Genomic DNA, 21500 nt, shown 5'->3' on the forward strand with positions numbered 1-21500 from the left:
AAAAATTGGAAGATAGAATATAAAGTGAGGAGGTGTAATTATGGAGTTTAATGAAAATAACTGGGGGAGTGGAGTAAAATTCGTGGAAGAAAGAAGACCTAAAAGGTTTTTAAGGGCTGTTGGCATTATACTTTTAGTATTTTTTTCTGCTTCTTTAGGAGGAATACTAGGCGGATATTATGTTAAAAAGAATTATGAATCGAATTCTTCAGGAATTACACTGCCTAATTTAACTCAACAAACAACATCCGCGCTACCTAAAAATTCTATAAATAAAGTTGCAGAATTAGTTGGACCTGCTATAGTTGGAGTTAATAATAATGTAGATACATTGTTTTGGGGAAAGCAAAAGCAAGGCTCTGGTTCTGGAATTATATTTGACAAAAACGGTTATATCGTTACTAATTATCACGTAATTGAAGGGGCAACCGATGTTACTGTAACTTTATCTGGAGGCAGAAAACTTCCTGCAAGGATTATAGGATCAGATTATGAAACAGACATCGCAGTATTAAAAGTTAATGCCACTAATCTTCCTGTTGCTAAATTTGGTGATTCATCAAGCGTTAGGGTTGGAGATATAGCCATTGCAATAGGTAATCCACTTGGAGAGGAATTTGCAGGAAGTGTTACGATGGGAGTTATAAGTGCTATAAATAGGGAAATTACAGTTGAGGATAGAAAATATAAAGTTATTCAGACAGATGCTTCTATAAATCAAGGCAATAGTGGCGGTGCCCTTTGCAATGAAAATGGAGAAGTTATAGGTATTAATACATTAAAAATAACATCAGCTGAAGGTATGGGTTTTGCAATACCTATAAATGAGGCTAAAAAAATAATCGAAGAATTGATGAAACATGGCTATGTTTCAAGGCCATATATAGGAGTCGCAGGTACGTTTATTGACGAAGAACAGGCAAAAGAATATGGAGTTCCTGTAGGTGTTGGTGTTCAGGAGGTTGTAAGGGGAAGCGGTGCTGACCTTGCTGGAATAAGACCTGGAGATATAATCGTAGAATTCGATGGTAAAAAGTTAACTAAATTTGAAGATCTACAGGAGGCAAAGGAAAAACGTAAGGTTGGGGACATAGTAAAGGCTAAAGTATGGAGGGATGGAAGATATTTTGATGTTAGAATAAAACTAACAGAACAAATTAGATAGGCTGCATATGCAGCCATGTTTTTTTTGAATAATTTATGGTAATATTTTTAATGGAAATATAAATGATGAGGGAGTGAGAGGATGTATCTTGTAGTTGGACTAGGAAATCCAGGAAGGGATTACGAAAAAACAAGGCATAATGTTGGCTTTGAGGTTATTGAAAGATTGGCTGAAAAATTAGGAGCAAGTGTTAACAAAATAAAGTTCAAAGGTTTATTCGGGGAAGGAACTTTTGATAATAAAAAGGTATTGCTGTTAAAACCCTCAACCTTCATGAATTTAAGTGGAGAGAGCTTAATAGAAGCTGTTGAGTTTTATAAAATTAATATTGAAAATATTATTGTCGTTTATGACGATGTTGATATAGATGTTGGAAGGTTAAGAATTAGGCCTAGCGGAAGTGACGGTGGCCATAATGGAATGAAAAACATCATATATCATCTGCAGGATAATAAGTTCCCAAGGGTAAGAATTGGAATAGGTAAACCCAAATTTGATATGATATCCCACGTTCTTGGAAAATTTTCAAAGGAGGAAGAAGTTTTAATAGAAAAAGTAATTGATGCTGCTTCTGATGCTGTCTTGGAAATAATAAAAAATGGTATTCAAAGTGCCATGAATAAGTATAACTCCTTCGATGCAGGCAAAAAATAAAGCTTAAGGGGGTGAAGTTTTGAAATATAAGGGGTTATTGGAGGTATTATTAAAAAATAGAGAATTTAATGAAATCCTAAAGGCTATAGAAAATAAAAATACCCCATGTCAAGCACACGGCCTTTCGGAATCTCAAAAGGCCTTGGTTTGTTATTGTCTTTTTTTGAAGTTAAATAGGCAGATGCTTATTTTATCTTACAATGATATAGAAGCTAAAAAAATCTACGATGATATTAAAAATTTTACAGACCAATGCTATTATTTTCCTTCTAAAGAACTCGTCCTTAATATAGACGTTACATCCTTTGAGATTAAATCAGAAAGATTAAAGATTTTAAAAAAGATTTTAAATGGGGAGAAAGCAATTGTTGTATCTACTATTGACTCTATTATGTCTTTAATGCCACCTAAGGATGTTTTAAAAAACAGTTTTTTGAAGATAAATGAAGGTTTGAATATTGAGGTTTTAGACTTGGTTTCTAAATTATATGAATTGGGTTATGAAAGAGTTGATATAGTTGAAGGGAAGGGACAATTTGCCCAAAGGGGAGGAATAGTTGATATTTTCCCAATTGATAAAGAGGAGCCGATAAGAATTGAATTTTTTGATGATGAAATCGATACGATAAGGACTTTTGATGTCCTAAGCCAAAGGAGTATTCAAAGGATAAGTGAAATTATAATAAATCCGGCAAGGGAAATTCTACTTGATGATGCTGCCTTGAAAAGAGGATATGAATTAATAAAAGAGGATTTAGAAGCAAAACTTAAAAGTTTTTCAAAAAAGAAAAAGGATGAAGCTAATTTACTAAAACAAAGATACGAAGAAATTTTAGAAAAGCTTTCTAATTTAAAATATTTTGAAGGAATAGATAGTTTTTTGCCTTATTTTTACACATATAATTCAAACCTACTAGATTATTTTGATGATCCTATAGTCATATTAGATGAATCCTCAAGGATTTCACAAAGAATTTTTTCTGCTTATGAAGATTTTCAAGAGATGTATAAAACTATGCTTGAAAATGGGAATGCTCTATCAAGACAGGGAGAATTTTTTATTCATCCTGAAATCATACTTGCCAACTTAAAAGGAAAACAATTGGTTTCTTTTAACATGCTTCCTAGGATTGTAGAGGATTTTAAACCTAAGGCTATAGCAAACTTTAATGCCATTGGACTAAATTCCTATGCCGGCAATTTAGAATATCTTATTGAAGAACTAAGATTAAAATCAAATAGAGGATACAAAATATTAATATTTACTCCCACAGAAGCTAAAGGACTAAGGCTTAAAAATTCATTAAAGGAAGAAGGTTTTAATTCTGTTTATAAGGAAGATATAGATGAGCTTATTGAAAATGTTATAACAATAACAACAGGAAGCATATCAAAGGGGATGGACTTTCCTGATATCAAATTTTTGGTTGTTTCTGATACGGAAATACATCCAAGCAAAAAACAAGTAAAGAAAAAAACAAAGGAATCAAGATCAAAGAAGATTGATGTATTTACTGATCTTAAGGTTGGAGACTATGTTGTTCATGAAATACATGGAATAGGAATATTCAAAGGAATAAATGAGCTTGTTATTGAAGGTATAAAAAGGGATTATTTAGTAATTCAATATCAGGGTAATGATACATTGTATGTTCCTGTAGAGCAATTGGACATCATTCAAAAATATATAGGTGCAGATGATAATCCTCCTAAAGTTAATAAGCTTGGAAGTTCAGATTGGATAAAAACCAAAAACAAAGTGAAGGCTTCCCTAAAGGAGATGGCGGAGGACCTTATAAAGCTTTATGCCGAAAGAAGCAAAATTCAAGGACATGCTTTTTCACCCGATACTCCATGGCAAAGACAGTTTGAAGACGAATTTCCATATCAGGAAACAGAAGATCAACTAAGGGCAATAGAAGAGATAAAAAGGGATATGGAAAGTCCAAAGCCTATGGATAGGCTTCTCTGTGGGGATGTAGGCTATGGTAAAACCGAAGTTGCTATGAGGGCAGCATTTAAAGCAGTGATGGATGGCAAGCAGGTTGCTGTATTGGTTCCTACGACTATACTTGCAGAGCAGCATTACAACACTTTTCTTCAAAGATTTAAAGGTTATCCGATCAACATAGATATGATTAGCAGATTTAGAAATCGGCAGGAACAGAAAAGAACCCTAAAGAAACTTGCAAATGGTAACGTAGATATTATTATTGGGACACATAAACTTTTAAACAAAGAAGTAAAATTTAAAGACTTAGGACTATTAATTATTGATGAGGAACAAAGATTTGGAGTTAGCCATAAGGAAAAGATAAAAGCCTTAAAAAAGAATATAGATGTTTTAACATTAACTGCAACGCCGATTCCAAGGACCTTGCATATGTCCTTAATTGGTGTTAGAGATATGAGCATAATAGAAACCCCTCCTGAGGATAGATATCCTGTGCAGACCTATGTTCTAGAATATAATGAAGCGATAGTTAGAGAGGCAATTTTAAGGGAAATTTCAAGAGGTGGTCAGGTATTTTTTGTTTACAATAGAGTGGAAACTATTATTGATATGCAAAGGGAGATATCAAAGCTGGTTCCTGAGGCAAGGATAATAATAGCCCATGGACAAATGAACGAAGAAGAACTCGAAGATGCAATAATAAGTTTTATTAATGGTGATGCTGAGATTTTATTATGCACAACAATAATTGAAACAGGAATTGATATGCGTAATGTTAATACATTAATAGTTTATGATGCAGACCGAATGGGACTTTCTCAGCTGTATCAGTTAAGAGGACGAGTTGGAAGATCTAATAGGATTGCATATGCATACTTTACCTATAAAAAGGATAAAGTTCTTTCTGAGGCTGCAGAAAAAAGGCTTAAGGCTATCAAAGAATTTACTGAGTTTGGTTCAGGATTTAAAATTGCCATGAGGGACCTTGAAATTAGAGGTGCCGGAAGTCTTTTTGGCACAAAACAGCATGGCCATTTGGCAGCTGTTGGGTATGACATGTATTGTAAACTCCTTGATGAAGCTGTAAGGGAACTTAAAGGGGAGGTAAAGGAAGAGGAGATAGAAACGCAGATAGAACTTCAGATAAATGCCTTTATTCCTTCGGAATATATAGAAGATGAAAAATTAAAAATCGAGGTATATAAAAAGATAGCTTCCATTTTTGATTATGAAAGCAAGATGGATATAATTGATGAGCTTATAGATAGATTTGGTGATGTTCCAAAGAACGTAGAAAACTTAATTCAAGTTGCCTATATTAAGGCTTTGGCTAGGAAATTAAAGATAACAAATGTAAAGCAAATCGATAAAGATGTATTTTTGCACTTTAAAAATGCGGATGTCTTAAGTTTAGAACTTCTAAAGGAATTAAATATGAAGTATAATAATATCATTAGTTTTGGAAGCGTCAAAGAGCCAATTTTAAAAATAAAAATCAATAAAAATAGTGAACTTTTACAGGTTCTGACCAACATTATGGAAGATTTTTGCAGTTTGCAATAAATTACAAAATAGTATATAATATTTGATAAGTTTGAAAAAGGAGAGGATGGGCGTGAATTTAAAAAGACTTTCTATCATTTTAGCAATTACGTTATTTGTCAATTTATTGGGGGGATGTGAGCTTATATCAAAAACTGAAGAGGGAGAAAAGAAAACGGTAGTTGCAAAGGTTAATGGAGAAAAAATAACAAAGGGTGAGTTTGAAAAAATATTTCAATCTCAACTCGTTCAATATGAAATGATGTATGGACAGGATTTTGCAACAAAAAAAGAAAACGAGGAACTTATTAAAAATATTAAAGAGGATTTATTAAATGAGCTTATAAATGAAAGAATTCTTCTTCAGAAGGCAAAGGAACTTAATGTTCAGCCTTCACAGGAGGAGATAGATAAAGAAGTTGCTAAGGCTTATGATGAAGCGGTTAAGCAGGCAGGTGGAGAAGATAAGTTTAATAAGACACTTGAAGCTTTTAAAATGACTGTTGATGATTTTAAAAATTACATGGCCAATAGAGTAGTTATAGACAAAGTTTATGATGAAATAATTAAGGATGTAACAGTCAGTGAAGATGAACTTTTAAAATATTATAACGAAAACATGTATGATTATACTGAAAAACCAAACAAGATGAATGTATCCCATATACTTGTTGAAACTGAGGACACTGCAAAGAAGGTTTTAGAAGAGCTAAACAAAGGGGCAAAATTCGAAGACCTTGCTAAAAAATACAGTATAGATCCCGGTTCAAAGGACAAAGGGGGAAATCTTGGAGATATATATTATAATGATGATAATTACGATAAGACCTTTTTAACTAATGCAATTGCACTTCCAGTTGGGAAAATAAGCCCGATAGTGAAGACACAATTTGGATATCATATTATAAAAGTAAACAAGAAAGAAGAATACAGATTAAAAACTTTTGATGAAGTAAAGGATCAAGTTAAAGAAGTTGTTTTGGAACAAAAGAAGGCGGACAAAATAGACGAAACATTTAACAAGTGGAAGGAAGAAGCTAAAATTACAAAATATATTGATAGATTATAATCGAAAACAATTAAAGCAAGGGTTTTTACCCTTGCTTGTTTTTTAAAATTAATGTATAATTATAAAAAATAATGAATAAATATAATAAGAGGTGATAATATGAAATATATCTATGAAAATGATTCAAGGGACGTTTTAAGAAGCAATCAAAGGAATATGCCTAATTCTTGTTCCTATTGTATATATAAGGCAAAGCCCTCTACATCCCAGTTTAGTTGCAATATTTGTCATTTAAAATACCTCCCCAAAAAGTAGTTTCAGGAAAATCCCTGAAACTTTTTTTGCCCATATACATTTTTTTGGTATATTTTTTGAAAATTTGAGAAAATTATAAATAATAGAAAATAATAAGAAGGAGGGAGAAAATGAAGGCTACCGGTATTGTAAGAAGAATAGATGATCTTGGCAGAGTGGTTATTCCAAAGGAAATAAGAAGAACTTTAAGAATTAGAGAAGGAGACCCTCTTGAGATATTCACTGATAGAGAAGGCGGAATAATACTTAAGAAATATTCCCCAATCGGTGAGTTAAGTGAGTTTGCAAAGGAATATGCTGAAGCTTTGCAAGGTCAGGTTAATAGACCGGTTTTAATTTGCGATAAGGATTCAATAATTTCAGTTGCAGGTGCTAATAAGAAGGAATATATCGACAAAAGAATAAGTGAGGACCTTGAAAGGATAATGAGCGAAAGAAAAACGGCAGTATATAATGCAAAGGAAGGTGGAAGGGCCTTTGCACTTACTAAGGATGAGGAAGATGATGTAAATTATACTGCACAAGTTATAGCTCCAATTATTGTTGAAGGGGAATCGATTGGAGCTGTTATTATAATGTCTAAAGAAGCAAATGTAGCAATGGGTGAGATTGAAAGAAAGCTAGCTGAAACAGCAGCTGCATTTTTAAGCAAACAAATGGCATCTTAACATAATAAGAATCCTCCTATTTTTACATAATTCGGCCATGTAAACTTTTGTTTATATGGCCGAATTAAAATGGGTTGGTTAGTGCTAATTTAACCATTACCTAAATATTATTTAATTGAAGATGAAAATAGGGGGATTTTTTATGCCCAAAAAAAGCATCATTAAAGGGACAATCATCTTATCCTTAACAGGAATTATTGCTAAATTTTTAGGTTTTTTCTTTAGAATACCATTGATTTATTTAATTGGTGAAGAGGGAATAGGAATTTATCAGATAACATATCCTTTGTATACTTTTTTACTTGCAATATCCTCTGGCGTTCCTATTGCCCTTTCAAAGATGATTTCGGAAAGATTGGCAGTGAATAAAAATAAAGAAGCTAATATTATATTTAGAAGCGCTTTACTTTTGATGTTTTTAATTGGTTCATTATCAAGTTTTATATTAATTTTTTTTGCAAAAGACTTTATTCGAATATTTAATTGGAATAATAAAGTGTATTATTCAATTTTAGCAATTGCTCTTGCACCCCTTTTTACTACAGTTTTATCAGCCTTTAGAGGATATTATCAAGGAATTCAAAATATGTTTCCGGCAGGTTTAAGTCAAATAATTGAACAAATTGTAAGGGTGTTGGTTGGAGTTGGACTTGCTTATATTCTTTTACCATATGGGATTGAATTTGCTGCCTCAGGTGCCTCCTTTGGTGCTACTATGGGAAGTTTTATTGGACTTATATTTTTGATTATTTATTTTAATAAAAGTAAAATAATTTATAACAAAAATGAATGTAGTAAGGATTTTTTTCATATAACAGCTGAAATAATTAAAATTGGAATTCCCATTTCAATTGCCCAGACCATAGGCTCAATTATGGCTCTTATAGATTCTGCATTAGTTGTTGGACTTTTAAAAGCCTCAGGATTTGATGATGTGACTGCAACATCCCTTTATGGACAACTTACAGGAAAAGCATTTGTTTTAATTAATGTTCCGCTAACAATATCAGTTGCAATTGCCCAAAGCACAGTCCCGGCCATTTCTGAAAGTTATGCAATTAAAAGCAGGATCAAGTTAAATCATAATATAAACATGGCATATAAAATGGCGATGATTTTAGCCTTGCCTTCTTGTGCAGGGCTTTATACCCTTGCAAGACCTATTTTAAGTTTAATATTCCAAGGTTTAGATAGTGGGTGGCAAGTTTTACAGATTTTATCTATATCCGCTTTTTTTATTATTTTATCCCAAACATCAACCAGCATCTTAAATGGACTTGGTAAAACTTATATCCCTTTATTTGTTATGCTCATAGGGTCTTTACTTAAGATTATATTTTCATATATGTTAATACCTACAAATTTAAATATACTTGGAGCTGCATATAGCACTCTTATAGCATATTTTGCTATTTCAGTTATTGATATTATTTTAGTAATAAAATATACTAATGTTATAGTAAACATTAGAGAAGTTGTTATTTATCCCCTTTTGAGCACTTTAGTTATGATATTTGCTGTTATCTTTTCTTATTTAGAGCTCAATAAATATATAGGAGTTAATTTGACAACTGTTATTACAATTTTTATAGGAGGAGTAATCTACTTTCTTATGCTTCACATAACAGATACATTTAATTTCAAAGATATAGTGAAACTTATTAAAGGTTAATTTATGATTAACTTTTTATGCGAGGTGTTTACATAAGATGATTAAAATCGTTGGATTAGGACCAGGTTCAATCGATGATTTAACTTTAAAAACCATTGAAACATTGAAAAATGCAGATAAGGTATTTTTAAGGACGCATAAACATCCAAATGTCAATTATTTAAAGGAGATAGGAATAAAATTTGAAACATTTGACAAATATTATGATGAGGGTAATGATTTTGATGAGGTTTATGAGAAAATAGCTAAAAAAATAATAGAGGAAAAGGAATGCGTTTATGGTGTTCCAGGACATCCGTTGGTTGCTGAAAAATCCGTTGAACTAATTTTAAAATATGCCAAAGATAAAAATATTGATGTAGAAATAGTTCCTGCATTAAGTTTTATAGATGCCCTTTTTAATTCTTTAAAAATAGATCCTTCAAATGGATTTAAACTAATAGACGGGTTAATGCTAGAAGAACATAAACCGGATCCTAAAACCTCAAATGTCATAACACAGGTTTATAGTAGATTTATAGCGGGGGAAGTAAAAATAAAGCTTATGGAATACTATGATGATGAACAGGAAGTTTATGTGGTTAGAGCTGCTGGGGTAAAGGAGCTTGAGAGAATTGAAAAGGTAAAGCTTTATGAGATAGATAGACTTGATTTTATTGATTATTTGACAACCCTTTATATTCCACCAGCTAAGAATAAAAAAAGAAAGGATTTTAATGATTTAGTTGATATTGTTGAGTTTTTAAGGTCGCCAAAGGGATGCCCATGGGATAGGGAACAAACCCATGAAAGTTTAAAAAGGTATTTATTGGAGGAATGTTATGAGATAATAGAGGCAATAGATGAAAAGGATTATGAAGGCTTATGTGAAGAACTTGGTGATATGCTTTTGCATGTGGTATTCCATTCACAGATTGCTAAGGAAAACGAATATTTTGAAATTTGGGATGTAGTAGATGGAATTGCAAATAAAATGATAATAAGACATCCACATGTATTTGGAGGAGCAAAGGCTAAAACTCCTGAAGATGTAATGGAAATTTGGGAAAAGAATAAAATGAAGGAAAAGGGAGTAAAAAATTATACCGAAAATATTAAGAAAATACCTAAAACTTTACCTGCCCTAATGAGGAGTTTAAAAATACAAGAAAAGGCAGCGGAGGTTGGATTTGATTGGGATGATGTTGAAGGTGCCATTGATAAGGTAAAAGAGGAATTGAATGAACTTTTAGAGGTATATAAATCGCAAAAAAATGGAAAAATATTAGAAGAAATTGGAGATTTGTTATTTGCAGTGGTAAATGTTGCGAGATTTTTAGGAGTTGAACCAGAAACAGCCTTGACAAAAACTGCAAATAAGTTTATAAATAGATTTGAATATATAGAAAAAAATTCACATAAGTTCAACAAAAGGATAGAAGAACTTACTTTAGAAGAAATGGATAAGCTTTGGGAAGAATCAAAGAAATTTGAGGAATAATATAAAAAAAATATTAAAATTAGCAGGATTTTTTGATTTTGTGAAGAATAATAAAAACATGATATAATTTAGCTAAATCCTGCTTTATATATTAAATTTTTCAAGGAGGGAAAATAATGAACAAGGCAGATTTAATTTCAATGATGGCAGAAAAGAGTGGTTTAACAAAAAAGGACGCTGAAAAGGCTTTAAAGGCTTTCATCGACAGCGTTCAAGAGGCACTTGCAAAAAATGAAAAGGTTCAACTTGTTGGATTTGGAACATTTGAAGTAAGAGAAAGAGGAGAAAGAAAAGGTAGAAATCCAAAGACAATGGAAGAAATCGTAATTCCAGCTACAAAGGTTCCAGTATTTAAAGCAGGAAAAGAATTAAGAGAAAATGTTAACAAATAAAACAAATAAAAAAATCAGGTTTTAAAACCTGATTTTTTTTTGGAAGGATGGACATTATGAGGCTTGATAAGTTTTTAAAGGTTTCAAGGATTATAAAAAGAAGAACCGTAGCAAAGGAAGTTTGTGATAGTGGAAAAGTTCTAGTGAATGGAAGGGTTGCAAAACCAGGAACCGATTTAAAAGTTGGAGATATAATAGAAATCCAATATGCTTCAGGAAGTGTAAAGGCAGAAGTTTTAAGTATTCAAGAACATGTAACAAAAGAAGCAGCAAAGGAAATGTATAGAATAATAAGTGGGAAGGAAATAGAATGACTTATCAACAACCTGTGGATAAGTATGTTAATAAGTTGTGATATAATTGTTGATTTTAATTTGCATAATTTCCACAGTTTTAGCTGTAACCTTTTTATAAAAGGATTTAATATGTGGATAAATTATGGAATAAAGCGTATGCCTCCTTCATATTAATTTATATGAAGGGGGTATTTTTATGGAAAATGGTAAGATAGTTAAGGATCATAAAATTTATATTGATAATAGAAAAAAGATTGATATAACTGGGGTTAATACTATATATACCTTTAATGAAGAACAGGTCAGTTTATCGACTATAATGGGAAACTTATTGATCAGGGGTAAGGACCTTAAGGTTAATAAGTTAAATGTTGATACAGGAGAGGTTTCAATAGTAGGAGAAATAAATTCCTTAACTTACATCTCTAAGGATGAGAATAGAAGTGAGAGCTTTATTAAGAAGCTTTTCAAATAATTAAGGTGATGTGAATGGTTTTAGATATAAACACTCAATTTGTATATTTTTTTTCAAATGTCCTGTGTGGAATATTTGTTGGTTTATTATTTGATATTTATAGAGTAATAAGGGGATTTAAAACGCCAAATAAGATATTAACTGCAATTTCAGATATACTTTTTTGGATCTTTGCATCCCTCTTAACTTTTACTTTTATGCTTATAACTAATAACGCCAACTTAAGATACTATACTTTTTTAGGGCTTTTTTTAGGTTTATATTTTTATTTCTTATTTATATCAAGGGTATTTATTGGTTCGTTGCGTTATATAATTTACTTTATTATAAAAACAGTAAGGCTATTTTTTAGATTCATTATTACTCCCTTTGTTTTGTTAAGGAGACTGATTTTTAATATCAGTTTTCTTATAAGAAGAACAGGAAGATTAATTTTAGGTAAAAAAATTATAAAAAAGCAGGAAATTTAATTTATTTATAGAATATTATATATTGAACAAAAGAAGAGGGGATGCCTATGAAGAAAAAAAGAAACATTAAAAAGATTATTTGGGGATTAGTATTTATTATGTTTGGTTCAATTTTCGTTAAACAGCAAATAATATTATATAGATTGAATAAGCAATATAAACATTATAATGAGCAGCTTCAAAAAGTAAAAGTTATAAACTCTCAACTTAAGGAACAACTTAAGGAGGCAAAAAGGCCTGAACATGTAGAGAAGCTAGCCAGGGAAAAACTTGGTTTGGTAAAACCGGGAGAGATCTTATTTATCGACAAAAACAAAAGAAGATAATTTGACTTGGATTATATAATTTTGTATAATTATATCATTAAAATATATTAAGGAGGAATTCTTTTAATATGACCTTAAAGGTAGGAACGATTTTAGAAGGAACAGTAGTAAACATTACAAATTTTGGAGCATTTGTTGATGTATCAGGTAAAACAGGTTTGGTTCACATCAGCGAGGTATCTGATACTTACGTTAAGGACATCAGGCAGCATCTTAAGGAAAAGGACAAAGTAAAGGTAAAAGTTATTGCAATCGATGATGATGGCAAAATAAGCCTTTCAATTAAGCAGGCTATGCCTAAATCATCAAAGCCAATTGAAGTTGATTGGCAGAGCGAAAGAAACAAAAATAATGGACTTTCTTTTGAGGAAAGGCTTGCTAAATTCTTAAAAGAAAGCGAGGAGAGAATCCAGGACATTAAGCATAGAGAAGGCAAAAGATATGGAACAGTATCAAGAAGATAGAAACTCAAGGTGTTTTACCAAACGTAAAACACCTTTTTATAATAAATAATAAGAACTTACTTCTACAATATATTACCATAAAAATTTTATAAAAAAAATTTAAAAATACTATTGACGAAATAATAATAGCATTATATAATAAGTATTGTCGATGCGAGATAACAAAACTGAATGCCGGAGTGGCGGAACAGGCAGACGCACAGGACTTAAAATCCTGCGGTCCCTAAAGGACCGTACCGGTTCGACCCCGGTCTCCGGCACCAATGTCGCGGGGTGGAGCAGTTGGTAGCTCGTCGGGCTCATAACCCGAAGGTCGAAGGTTCAAGTCCTTCCCCCGCAACCAACATGGCGGCGTAGCTCAGTTGGCCAGAGCAATCGGTTCATACCCGATGTGTCAGCGGTTCGAATCCGTTCGCCGCCACCATACTTAAGCAGCTTAGGCTGCTTTTTTTATTTTTTGTAAAAAAAGAATCAAAAAAATCATAAGCTGATTTGTTGAAAATATTTGTTATTAGAATAAAATTTCCGTCGTATTTTTATGGTCTATGAAAATATTCTTATTTTTTTTACAAGATCAAAGTTGAATTTTTATATAAAAAGGAGGAAGAAAACATAATTGGCTTAAAATAAAATAATCTGTCAATATTTTTGTATGGAAATAAAAGGAATAATGACAAAATATTCAGCATATATTTGATATAATAACCTCACAAAAATATGTGAGGTGGTTTTATGATAGAAAGGGAAGTTCTACATAAAAAAGATGTAAAGGCGTTAAAAAGAGAAAAGTTAAAAGCACAACATTTATTACTGCTTATATTTATTTTCTTTACCTCAAGAGTTCTTTTTTTAAGGGAGATAATGCCCTTTGGAATAGCACTTTTAATTGCTTCAACTATGATCTTAGATAAGGAATGGATAATGGTCTGTGGACTGTTTTCTGTTCTTGGTTATTTAACGGAAAGTAATGTTCTAGCTGCCAAGACACATATTTTTCTTACTGTTTGGGTTATGATTTTAAATCTATTTATAAAGAGTGAAAAGAAAAGATTATTTATTCTTTTAGCATCAACCTCCATATTAAATGTTTTGGCTTCTGTTTTTGCTCATAAGTATTTTTTAAAGAATTTAGTTCTATACGATGTTATAATATCTTCTTTTGAATCTTTAATTATTATTTCATCAGCCTATTTGTTTACATATGGTTTAGCATATTTTTTCAACAAGAAAAATGTAGAGCTTTTAAAAGAAGAGCTAATTAGCCTTGTATTAATATTTTTAATATCCTATGCAGGATTGTGGGATATTAGCTATAAATATGTTTCTTTAAAATCTGTTTTGGCGGTTTTAGTTATATTGACATCTGCCTATATAAAAGATGGACAAGTAGCAGCTTCAGTTGGCCTTTTGCTTGGATTGGTTTCAAGTTTTGCAGGAAATATTTCGGTTTATTTAGTCGCTGTATACGGATTGTGTGGTCTTGTTGCTGGTGCGTTAAAGGATTTAGGTAGGATAATTACATCTGTAGCCTTTATGATAACTTCAGTTGTAGTAATGATGTATGCTAATAAGGTTGATGTTTTATTTACTTTAGAAGTTAATATACTATTTGCGTCAATTATTTTTATTTTATTACCTTCTTCGATATTGGATAAGCTAAATTTAGCTTTAGATTTTGAAAATAAAAGAGAAGTTCCGCAAAAATTATATGTTGAAAGAATAAAGGATTATATAAATGGAAAGCTTAATATAATTTCTAAATCCTTAAATGGTTTAGCCAGTGTTTTAGCAGAAAGGTATGAAAATAACCTATCAAAGGTCAACGAAGTAAAGGGAACTGTTGAAAAGATAGCAAACAAAGTTTGCTCAAATTGTGAAGGAAGGCATTTTTGCTGGCAAAGGGAAACATATTATACTTATGATGTTTTTTGTGAAATGCTAAGAATGGCAGAAAAGAATGGTAAATTAGATATAAAACAAGTTCCGAATTCCTTTAACTTAAAATGCGTAAAGCTCAATGAGATAATAAGACAGATAAATTTTGAAATGGAAATTATAAGACTAAATAACAGATGGAATAAAAAACTTTTAAATTCAAAGATAGTATTAGCAGAGCAGATAAAGGGAATTTCTGTTGTTGTTTCAGATCTTGTAAAGGATATAACTAAATCTGTGGAATTTAAAAATGAATTGGAAGATAAAATATCAATGGTGTTTGATATCAATGGAATAAAATATAACGATGTTATGGTTACAAAAAACTCTAATAATAAATATGAAGTAACTATATATGGAGTGCCATGCCAGGGTAAAACATCCTGCAGCAGTGATGTTCCAAAGCTTGTTTCACAAGTGTTGGGAAAAAGGATGATTAGAGAAAATGCTATGTGTAAATTAGATGAAAACAATAAAATGTGCCATTATAAACTCATTGAGGCGGAAAATTTTGGTGTTGCATCTGCTGTTGCAAGGTTTTCTAAGGAAGAAATTTCAGGAGACAGCTATTATTTTGGGAATGTAGCTCCAGGTAAATATATCATAGCCATAAGCGATGGAATGGGAAGTGGGTTTGAAGCTGCTATGGAAAGCAACACAACCATAACTTTAATTGAGAAGTTTATGGAGGCAGGATTTGATAGAAATACTACTATGAAGGCAATCAATTCGATTCTTTTATTAAAAAACAACAGCGAATCCTTTGCAACTGTGGATTTAGGTATTATCGATTTATATGAAGGTATAGGAGAATTTATAAAGGTTGGCGCGGTGTCAACATTTATTAAATCAGGCTTTGATGTTGAGATCATAGAAAATAAAAATTTACCTATAGGTATAATTGAGGATATTGAGATAGAGAGCGAAATCTATCAGTTTAAAAATGGAGATATGATTATTATGGTTTCTGATGGTGTTATCGATGCTGATAATGAATTAAAGGATAAATGGATAAGTAAGTTATTAAGGGAATATAGTGGGGGTAACCCAAGGGACCTTGCTGATTATATATTACAAAGGTCCAAGGAAAAATATGGGGACAATATAAAGGATGATTTAACGGTAATTGTATCAAAAATATGGAAGATGTAAAGGAACCTTTTGGTTCCTTTATTATTGTCTATTTTTTGAGTATTTGCTATTATAAAAAGAAAAAGGTGATGCTATGCTTGATAAGGTTTTAAATTATGTAAAACGATATTCTATGATAAAGGATGGAGACAAGATTGTTGTAGGCTTTTCTGGTGGCCCCGATTCTACTGCCCTATTACATATTCTTATTCAATTAAAGAGTATCTTCAATATCGAAATTTTTGCTGTTCATATAAATCATATGATAAGAGATGAAGAGGCCTTTAGGGATGAGGAATTTGCGAGGGATTTTTGTAAAAAATTTGGTGTTCCCTTTTATTCATTTAGGATAGATGTTTTAAGTTTAGCAAAGGATAAAGGATTGTCTTCTGAGGAAGCAGGAAGATTAGTAAGATATGAATGCTTTGAAAAAGTTCTAAAAGAAGTTGGAGGAAATAAAATAGCCCTTGCCCATAATAAAAATGACCAGGCGGAGACGATGATAATGAAGTTTTTAAGGGGCTCAGGGCTTAGAGGAATTAGTGGAATAAAACCTATAAGAGGTAACATTATAAGACCTTTACTTATTTGTTCAAGGGAAGAAATAGAGGAATATTGCAACAAAAACAGTTTAAATCCTGTCATCGATAGCACCAATAGAGAAGCAATATATTTAAGAAATAAAATAAGGTTAGAATTGATTCCTTATATAAAAGAAAATATAAACGAAAATATAATAGACAATCTTTTTAAGTCATCGGAAATTTTAAGGGACGAAGATGAATATATTGAAATGGAGGCAATAAAGGCTTATGAATCAGTAAAGGCTGATGAAGGAATTTCCATAAGTAAATTTAAAAAACTTAACATAGCGATACAAAGAAGGATTATCAGAAATATGATAAAGGATGTTAAAGGTGATTTAAATGCCATTGAAAACATTCATGTTGATGATTGTTTAAAGCTCATTGAAAAAGGGGAAACGGGTAAAAAAATAAGTCTACCAAAAAATTTAATTGCGGAAATTTCCTATGATAATTTTTATATAAAAAAAGAAAAACAAATCAAAAAAAATGGCTTTGAATACAGTATTATTATTCCAGGGACGATTATAATAGATGAGCTAAATTTAAAAATTTCGGCAGAGCTAATAAAAAATGAAGGAAGTTTGAAAGATAGTGCTTTTATAAAGTATTTTGATTATGATAAAATAAAAGGTGAATTAATAGTTAGAAATAGAAAAGAAGGGGATTTTATTTATCCTAAAGGATTAAATGGAAAAAAGAAAATAAAGGATTTGTTTATTGATAGCAAGATCCCAAAGGATAAAAGGGATGAAATTCCTCTTGTTGCATTAGGCAAAGAAATCCTATGGGTTTATAATATTAGGGATACTAAAAATTATAAAATCGATGAAAATACAAAAAATGTATTAAAATTAAAAATTGAAAGGGGATAAATGATGGAAGGTGCTATTGAAAAAGTATTATTAACAGAAGAAGAAATTAAAAAAAGGGTTAATGAACTTGCAAAGGAGATTGAGAAGGATTTCCCACATGGTGACTTGATTTTAATTGGAGTTTTGAAAGGATCAGTTATTTTTGTTTCAGACCTCATGAGGGCCCTTAATTTAAAGGTTACTATGGATTTTATGGCGGTTTCCAGTTACGGACTTTCATCTGAAACTTCTGGTATAGTTAGAATATTAAAGGACCTGGATTTTGATATTGAAGGTAGGGATGTTATTATCGTTGAGGATATAATAGATACTGGGACTACCTTAAAATACTTATATGAATATCTTAAGGCAAGGCATCCAAGAACATTAAAAATATGCTGCCTTTTAGATAAGCCCGATAGAAGAAGGGTAAATATAGAAGGGGATTATGTAGGCTTTAAAATACCAGATGCATTTGTAGTGGGGTATGGACTTGATTATGCCGAGATGTTTAGAAATTTACCATATATAGGTATATTAAAAGAAGATATTTACAAAAAGTAAACAATCGTGTATATTAAAATATTATGGTAACACACAGCGAAAGGGGGGCCTAGAATGAATAAAAATTTCTTAAAAAGTGCAAGTGCATGGCTTCTAATAATAATGGCTTTTTTTGTTGCAATGACTCTTTTAGATGGTGGAACAACTAAGAAAAGCGAAATAGTTTACACTGAACTTATAAACGAAATTGAGAGAGGGAATGTAAAGAGCATATATATTGACATAGATACTGGTAGTGCTTCAGGGGAATTTAGAGATGGAACCTCCTTTACTACCACAGTTAATATAAATACGACGGAATTTGAAAAGATAATAAACGAATATAATAAAACTCATGCTCAAAAAGTTCAGTTAAAATATGTTCCACCTTCAAAATTCCCATTTTGGGTTTCTGCTCTGCCCAATATAATAATGGTAATAATGCTTATTGTTATATGGTTCATTTTCCTTCAACAGGCCCAAGGCGGCGGTGGAGGAAAAGGTGTAATGAATTTCGGTAAAAGCAGAGCAAAACTTGTTACAAATGATAAAAAGAGGATAACCTTTGATGATGTTGCAGGAGCAGACGAAGAAAAGGCTGAGCTTCAAGAGGTTGTGGACTTTTTAAAGAATCCAAGAAAATATATTGAGATGGGAGCAAGAATTCCAAAAGGAATACTTCTTGTTGGACCTCCAGGAACAGGTAAGACCCTTCTTGCAAAGGCAGTTGCTGGAGAAGCTGGAGTTCCCTTCTTTAGCATAAGCGGTTCTGACTTCGTTGAAATGTTTGTAGGAGTTGGTGCTTCAAGAGTTAGGGACCTCTTTGATAATGCAAAGAAAAATTCACCATGTATAGTATTTATAGATGAAATTGACGCTGTTGGTAGACAAAGAGGTGCTGGGCTTGGTGGAGGACATGATGAAAGGGAGCAAACTCTAAATCAACTTCTTGTTGAGATGGATGGGTTTGGAACTAACGAAGGTATAATAGTTCTTGCTGCGACAAATAGACCTGATATTTTAGACCCTGCCCTTTTAAGACCAGGAAGATTTGATAGACAAATTGTTGTAAATACTCCCGATGTTAAAGGAAGGGAAGAAATATTAAAGGTTCATGCAAGGAATAAACCTCTTGAAGCCGAAGTTAATTTGTCAATAATAGCTAAAAGAACACCTGGTTTTACAGGAGCTGACCTTGAAAACCTTATGAACGAGGCAGCACTTTTAGCAGTAAGAAAGGGAAAAAGGCTTATAGGTATGGATGAGCTTGAAGAGGCTATAACAAGAGTAATTGCAGGACCTGAGAAAAAGAGCAGAATCATGAGTGAAAAGGAAAGAAAGCTTACTGCATATCATGAAGCAGGGCATGCTATTGTAATGAAGCTTTTACCTAATACTGACCCTGTTCATCAAATCAGCATAATACCAAGGGGAAGAGCAGGAGGATATACTTTAGCCCTTCCACAGGAAGATAAGTATTATGCTTCCAAGACAGAATTAGAAGAAGAAATTGTAAGTCTTTTAGGTGGCCGTGTAGCAGAAAAGCTTGTTTTAAACGATATATCTACAGGTGCTAAGAACGATATCGAGAGGGCAACAAATATAGCAAGAAAAATGGTTATGGAATATGGTATGAGCGAAGTTTTAGGACCAATTGAGTTTGGAACAGGCCACGATGAAGTATTCTTGGGAAGAGACTTTGCAAAGACAAGAAACTACAGCGAAGAGGTTGCAGCTCTTATAGATAAGGAAATTAAAAGAATAATCGAAACTGCATACAAGAGGGCAGAAGAACTTTTAAAGGAAAATATGAATAAACTTCATAAAGTCGCTGAAGCTCTTCTTGATAAAGAAAAGCTTGAAGCTGACGAATTTGAAGCGATTTTTAATGAAGCATAAAACCTCGGGATTTCCCGAGGTTTAAATATGATTGGGGGGAGAAAATTGAAGGAGGAGCTTTTTGATAAAATAAAAGTCGGACTTAATTCTGTTATAGAAACTACAGTTCAGGAAAAAGACTCTGCAGCAAACTATGTAAATGGTTTTATAGATGTTCTGTCGACTCCATCTCTAATAGGACTTTTGGAATGTGCAGCCAAGAATGCTGTTGATCTGCATCTTCCAACAGGTTATTCGACAGTTGGGATAAAGGTAGATGTAAGGCATCTAGCAGCAACTCCGATTGGAATGAAGATTAAGGCAATAGCAGAGCTAGTTGAGGTGGATGGGGAAAGGCTTATTTTCAAGGTTGAAGCCTATGATGAGATGGAAAAGATAATGGAAGGAACCCACGAAAGATTTATAATAGATGTAGATAGGTTCATGCAGAGGGTAAATAATAAGGTTAAATAGGGTGCTTTGGCACCCTTTAATTTTAATTGTAAAATTAAAATGTTTAAGTTAAAATATTTTAAGGAGGTGTTTGTTATGATAGTTTCCCATATTGATGATGTAAAGGGGATTGAGATCAATAACGACCTTGTAAAGAATGCTGTTAAGAAGGTCCTTATAACACCTAAGGAAGGTTGGGAAGGATATGTCATGAGGGTTTTTGAATTGTCAGAGGGTGGATTTACTCCAAGACATACACATCCTTGGCCACATATAAACTATATTCTTGAAGGAGAAGGAATTCTACATGTTGAAGGTAAAGACTATGAGATAAAGAAGGGATCCTTTGCATATGTTCCTTCAAATGCTTTACACCAGTTTATGAATAAGGGTAAAGAAACGTTAAAGTTTATCTGTATAGTTCCAGAAGAAGGAGATATTTAGTATTTAGGAGGTTGCTATGCTTTTAGTTTTTGACGTTGGAAACACAAATATAGTCTTAGGAGTATATGAAGATAGAAAACTTTTGGATGTTTGGAGATTATCAACCAATCCCCCAAGGACTTCCGACGAATATGGAATGATTGTAATAAATTTGTTTGAAAAGGCAAACTTAAATTATAAAGATGTTGATGCCGTAGTTGTTTCATCTGTAGTTCCAAATATAATGTATTCATTGGAACATATGATAAGAAAGTATTTTAGCGTTGAACCATTAGTTGTAGGACCAGGTGTAAAAACAGGGATTAATATTAAATATGATAACCCAAAAGAAGTTGGGGCGGATAGAATAGTTAATGCTGTTGCGGCATTGGAGATATATAAAAGATCTTTAATAATAGTAGACTTTGGAACAGCAACGACATTTTGTGCGGTTGGAGAGAAGGGGGATTATTATGGAGGATGTATATCCCCTGGAATTAAAATATCCAGCGATGCACTATTTGAAAGGGCTGCAAAGCTTCCAAGGATTGAACTTGTAAAGCCACCAACTGTTATTTGTAAAAATACTGTAAGTAGCATGCAGGCGGGGATAATATATGGTTATGTAGGTCTGGTTGATTATATAGTAAATAAGATGATGGATGAAATGATAAAACTTGGCGAAAAGAAACCCTATGTTGTTGCAACAGGAGGTCTTGCAAAATTAATATCCTCAGAAAGCAGGACTATTCAAGAGGTTAATCCAATATTAACATTAGAGGGTTTGAGGATAATTTATGAAAAAAATAGGTGATGA

The 21500-nt window shown here is 32.1% G+C and carries 20 protein-coding genes and 3 tRNA genes; all 23 read left to right on the plus strand.

Features of this window, described 5'->3' with window-relative positions; genetic code table 11:
- Positions 1 to 40 precede the first annotated feature (40 nt).
- The 23 genes from Q3V94_RS03585 (at position 41) to Q3V94_RS03695 (ending at position 21497) form a co-directional block, all read left to right on the plus strand.
- Entirely contained in the window at positions 41 to 1165 is a 1125-nt protein-coding gene (locus Q3V94_RS03585) for a S1C family serine protease (protein ID WP_303525212.1), read from the plus strand.
- Between the two features lie 81 nt (positions 1166 to 1246).
- Positions 1247 to 1819 carry an aminoacyl-tRNA hydrolase gene (gene pth / locus Q3V94_RS03590; RefSeq protein ID WP_008907986.1) on the plus strand — a complete coding sequence of 191 codons (573 nt, stop codon included), beginning with the start codon at positions 1247 to 1249 and terminating at the stop codon, positions 1817 to 1819.
- Positions 1820 to 1838: 19 nt separating this feature from the next.
- Positions 1839 to 5336 carry a transcription-repair coupling factor gene (gene mfd / locus Q3V94_RS03595; protein WP_303525214.1) on the plus strand — a complete coding sequence of 1166 codons (3498 nt, stop codon included), beginning with the start codon at positions 1839 to 1841 and terminating at the stop codon, positions 5334 to 5336.
- Positions 5337 to 5388: 52 nt separating this feature from the next.
- The gene (locus tag Q3V94_RS03600) at positions 5389 to 6384 is read left to right on the plus strand and encodes a peptidylprolyl isomerase (RefSeq protein WP_303525215.1); all 996 of its coding nucleotides are present in this window, start codon (positions 5389 to 5391) and stop codon (positions 6382 to 6384) included.
- 365 nt (positions 6385 to 6749) lie between these two features.
- Positions 6750 to 7307, plus strand: a complete 558-nt coding sequence (gene spoVT / locus Q3V94_RS03605) for a stage V sporulation protein T (RefSeq protein WP_008907982.1) — start codon at positions 6750 to 6752, stop codon at positions 7305 to 7307.
- Positions 7308 to 7449: 142 nt separating this feature from the next.
- Entirely contained in the window at positions 7450 to 8979 is a 1530-nt protein-coding gene (locus tag Q3V94_RS03610; RefSeq protein WP_303525217.1) for a polysaccharide biosynthesis protein, read from the plus strand.
- Positions 8980 to 9016: 37 nt separating this feature from the next.
- Positions 9017 to 10459 (plus strand): nucleoside triphosphate pyrophosphohydrolase, encoded by a 1443-nt coding sequence (gene mazG, locus Q3V94_RS03615; protein WP_303525219.1) that lies wholly within the window; start codon positions 9017 to 9019, stop codon positions 10457 to 10459.
- 116 nt (positions 10460 to 10575) lie between these two features.
- The gene (locus Q3V94_RS03620) at positions 10576 to 10851 is read left to right on the plus strand and encodes an HU family DNA-binding protein (protein ID WP_008907977.1); all 276 of its coding nucleotides are present in this window, start codon (positions 10576 to 10578) and stop codon (positions 10849 to 10851) included.
- 56 nt (positions 10852 to 10907) lie between these two features.
- Positions 10908 to 11165 carry an RNA-binding S4 domain-containing protein gene (locus Q3V94_RS03625; RefSeq protein WP_274766972.1) on the plus strand — a complete coding sequence of 86 codons (258 nt, stop codon included), beginning with the start codon at positions 10908 to 10910 and terminating at the stop codon, positions 11163 to 11165.
- A 178-nt stretch (positions 11166 to 11343) separates the two neighbouring features.
- On the plus strand, positions 11344 to 11622 hold the full coding sequence (gene yabP, locus Q3V94_RS03630) for a sporulation protein YabP (RefSeq protein ID WP_008909584.1): 279 nt from the start codon (positions 11344 to 11346) through the stop codon (positions 11620 to 11622).
- 14 nt (positions 11623 to 11636) lie between these two features.
- On the plus strand, positions 11637 to 12092 hold the full coding sequence (yabQ, locus tag Q3V94_RS03635) for a spore cortex biosynthesis protein YabQ (protein WP_303525224.1): 456 nt from the start codon (positions 11637 to 11639) through the stop codon (positions 12090 to 12092).
- 47 nt (positions 12093 to 12139) lie between these two features.
- Positions 12140 to 12418 (plus strand): septum formation initiator family protein, encoded by a 279-nt coding sequence (locus Q3V94_RS03640; RefSeq protein WP_008909582.1) that lies wholly within the window; start codon positions 12140 to 12142, stop codon positions 12416 to 12418.
- Positions 12419 to 12486: 68 nt separating this feature from the next.
- Positions 12487 to 12882 carry a S1 domain-containing RNA-binding protein gene (locus Q3V94_RS03645; RefSeq protein ID WP_008909581.1) on the plus strand — a complete coding sequence of 132 codons (396 nt, stop codon included), beginning with the start codon at positions 12487 to 12489 and terminating at the stop codon, positions 12880 to 12882.
- 173 nt (positions 12883 to 13055) lie between these two features.
- A tRNA-Leu gene (locus Q3V94_RS03650) sits at positions 13056 to 13145 on the plus strand.
- 4 nt (positions 13146 to 13149) lie between these two features.
- Positions 13150 to 13225, plus strand: a tRNA-Met gene (locus Q3V94_RS03655).
- A 4-nt stretch (positions 13226 to 13229) separates the two neighbouring features.
- A tRNA-Met gene (locus tag Q3V94_RS03660) sits at positions 13230 to 13306 on the plus strand.
- Positions 13307 to 13614: 308 nt separating this feature from the next.
- On the plus strand, positions 13615 to 15969 hold the full coding sequence (gene spoIIE, locus Q3V94_RS03665) for a stage II sporulation protein E (RefSeq protein WP_303525227.1): 2355 nt from the start codon (positions 13615 to 13617) through the stop codon (positions 15967 to 15969).
- Between the two features lie 73 nt (positions 15970 to 16042).
- Complete coding sequence (gene tilS / locus Q3V94_RS03670) at positions 16043 to 17407, plus strand: tRNA lysidine(34) synthetase TilS (protein WP_303525228.1); 1365 nt, start codon at positions 16043 to 16045, stop codon at positions 17405 to 17407.
- A 3-nt stretch (positions 17408 to 17410) separates the two neighbouring features.
- A complete protein-coding gene (gene hpt, locus Q3V94_RS03675) occupies positions 17411 to 17950 on the plus strand; it encodes a hypoxanthine phosphoribosyltransferase (protein WP_303525229.1) in 540 nt (179 codons plus the stop codon).
- A 54-nt stretch (positions 17951 to 18004) separates the two neighbouring features.
- Positions 18005 to 19828, plus strand: coding sequence for an ATP-dependent zinc metalloprotease FtsH (gene ftsH / locus Q3V94_RS03680; RefSeq protein ID WP_303525230.1), 1824 nt, complete (start codon positions 18005 to 18007; stop codon positions 19826 to 19828).
- A gap of 45 nt (positions 19829 to 19873) precedes the next feature.
- Positions 19874 to 20281: a thioesterase family protein gene (locus tag Q3V94_RS03685; RefSeq protein ID WP_274766977.1), complete on the plus strand. Its 408-nt coding sequence runs from the start codon at positions 19874 to 19876 to the stop codon at positions 20279 to 20281.
- A 39-nt stretch (positions 20282 to 20320) separates the two neighbouring features.
- Positions 20321 to 20704: a cupin domain-containing protein gene (locus Q3V94_RS03690; RefSeq protein ID WP_368506505.1), complete on the plus strand. Its 384-nt coding sequence runs from the start codon at positions 20321 to 20323 to the stop codon at positions 20702 to 20704.
- 16 nt (positions 20705 to 20720) lie between these two features.
- A complete protein-coding gene (locus Q3V94_RS03695) occupies positions 20721 to 21497 on the plus strand; it encodes a type III pantothenate kinase (protein WP_303525232.1) in 777 nt (258 codons plus the stop codon).
- Positions 21498 to 21500 lie beyond the last annotated feature (3 nt).

Source organism: Caloramator sp. CAR-1 (assembly GCF_030546345.1).
GTDB lineage: Bacteria > Bacillota > Clostridia > Clostridiales > Caloramatoraceae > Caloramator > Caloramator australicus.

What these genes read in the sequence shown, in the direction of transcription:
- spoIIE (WP_303525227.1), top strand. Translation starts at nt 13,615, where the DNA reads ATGATAGAAAGGGAAGTTCTACATAAAAAAGATGTAAAGGCGTTAAAA.
- mazG (WP_303525219.1), top strand. Translation starts at nt 9,017, where the DNA reads ATGATTAAAATCGTTGGATTAGGACCAGGTTCAATCGATGATTTAACT.
- spoVT (WP_008907982.1), top strand. Translation starts at nt 6,750, where the DNA reads ATGAAGGCTACCGGTATTGTAAGAAGAATAGATGATCTTGGCAGAGTG.
- Q3V94_RS03625 (WP_274766972.1), top strand. Translation starts at nt 10,908, where the DNA reads ATGAGGCTTGATAAGTTTTTAAAGGTTTCAAGGATTATAAAAAGAAGA.
- tilS (WP_303525228.1), top strand. Translation starts at nt 16,043, where the DNA reads ATGCTTGATAAGGTTTTAAATTATGTAAAACGATATTCTATGATAAAG.
- Q3V94_RS03690 (WP_368506505.1), top strand. Translation starts at nt 20,321, where the DNA reads ATGTTTAAGTTAAAATATTTTAAGGAGGTGTTTGTTATGATAGTTTCC.
- hpt (WP_303525229.1), top strand. Translation starts at nt 17,411, where the DNA reads ATGGAAGGTGCTATTGAAAAAGTATTATTAACAGAAGAAGAAATTAAA.
- Q3V94_RS03695 (WP_303525232.1), top strand. Translation starts at nt 20,721, where the DNA reads ATGCTTTTAGTTTTTGACGTTGGAAACACAAATATAGTCTTAGGAGTA.
- pth (WP_008907986.1), top strand. Translation starts at nt 1,247, where the DNA reads ATGTATCTTGTAGTTGGACTAGGAAATCCAGGAAGGGATTACGAAAAA.
- yabQ (WP_303525224.1), top strand. Translation starts at nt 11,637, where the DNA reads ATGGTTTTAGATATAAACACTCAATTTGTATATTTTTTTTCAAATGTC.
- Q3V94_RS03610 (WP_303525217.1), top strand. Translation starts at nt 7,450, where the DNA reads ATGCCCAAAAAAAGCATCATTAAAGGGACAATCATCTTATCCTTAACA.
- Q3V94_RS03640 (WP_008909582.1), top strand. Translation starts at nt 12,140, where the DNA reads ATGAAGAAAAAAAGAAACATTAAAAAGATTATTTGGGGATTAGTATTT.
- yabP (WP_008909584.1), top strand. Translation starts at nt 11,344, where the DNA reads ATGGAAAATGGTAAGATAGTTAAGGATCATAAAATTTATATTGATAAT.
- Q3V94_RS03620 (WP_008907977.1), top strand. Translation starts at nt 10,576, where the DNA reads ATGAACAAGGCAGATTTAATTTCAATGATGGCAGAAAAGAGTGGTTTA.
- Q3V94_RS03585 (WP_303525212.1), top strand. Translation starts at nt 41, where the DNA reads ATGGAGTTTAATGAAAATAACTGGGGGAGTGGAGTAAAATTCGTGGAA.
- Q3V94_RS03645 (WP_008909581.1), top strand. Translation starts at nt 12,487, where the DNA reads ATGACCTTAAAGGTAGGAACGATTTTAGAAGGAACAGTAGTAAACATT.
- ftsH (WP_303525230.1), top strand. Translation starts at nt 18,005, where the DNA reads ATGAATAAAAATTTCTTAAAAAGTGCAAGTGCATGGCTTCTAATAATA.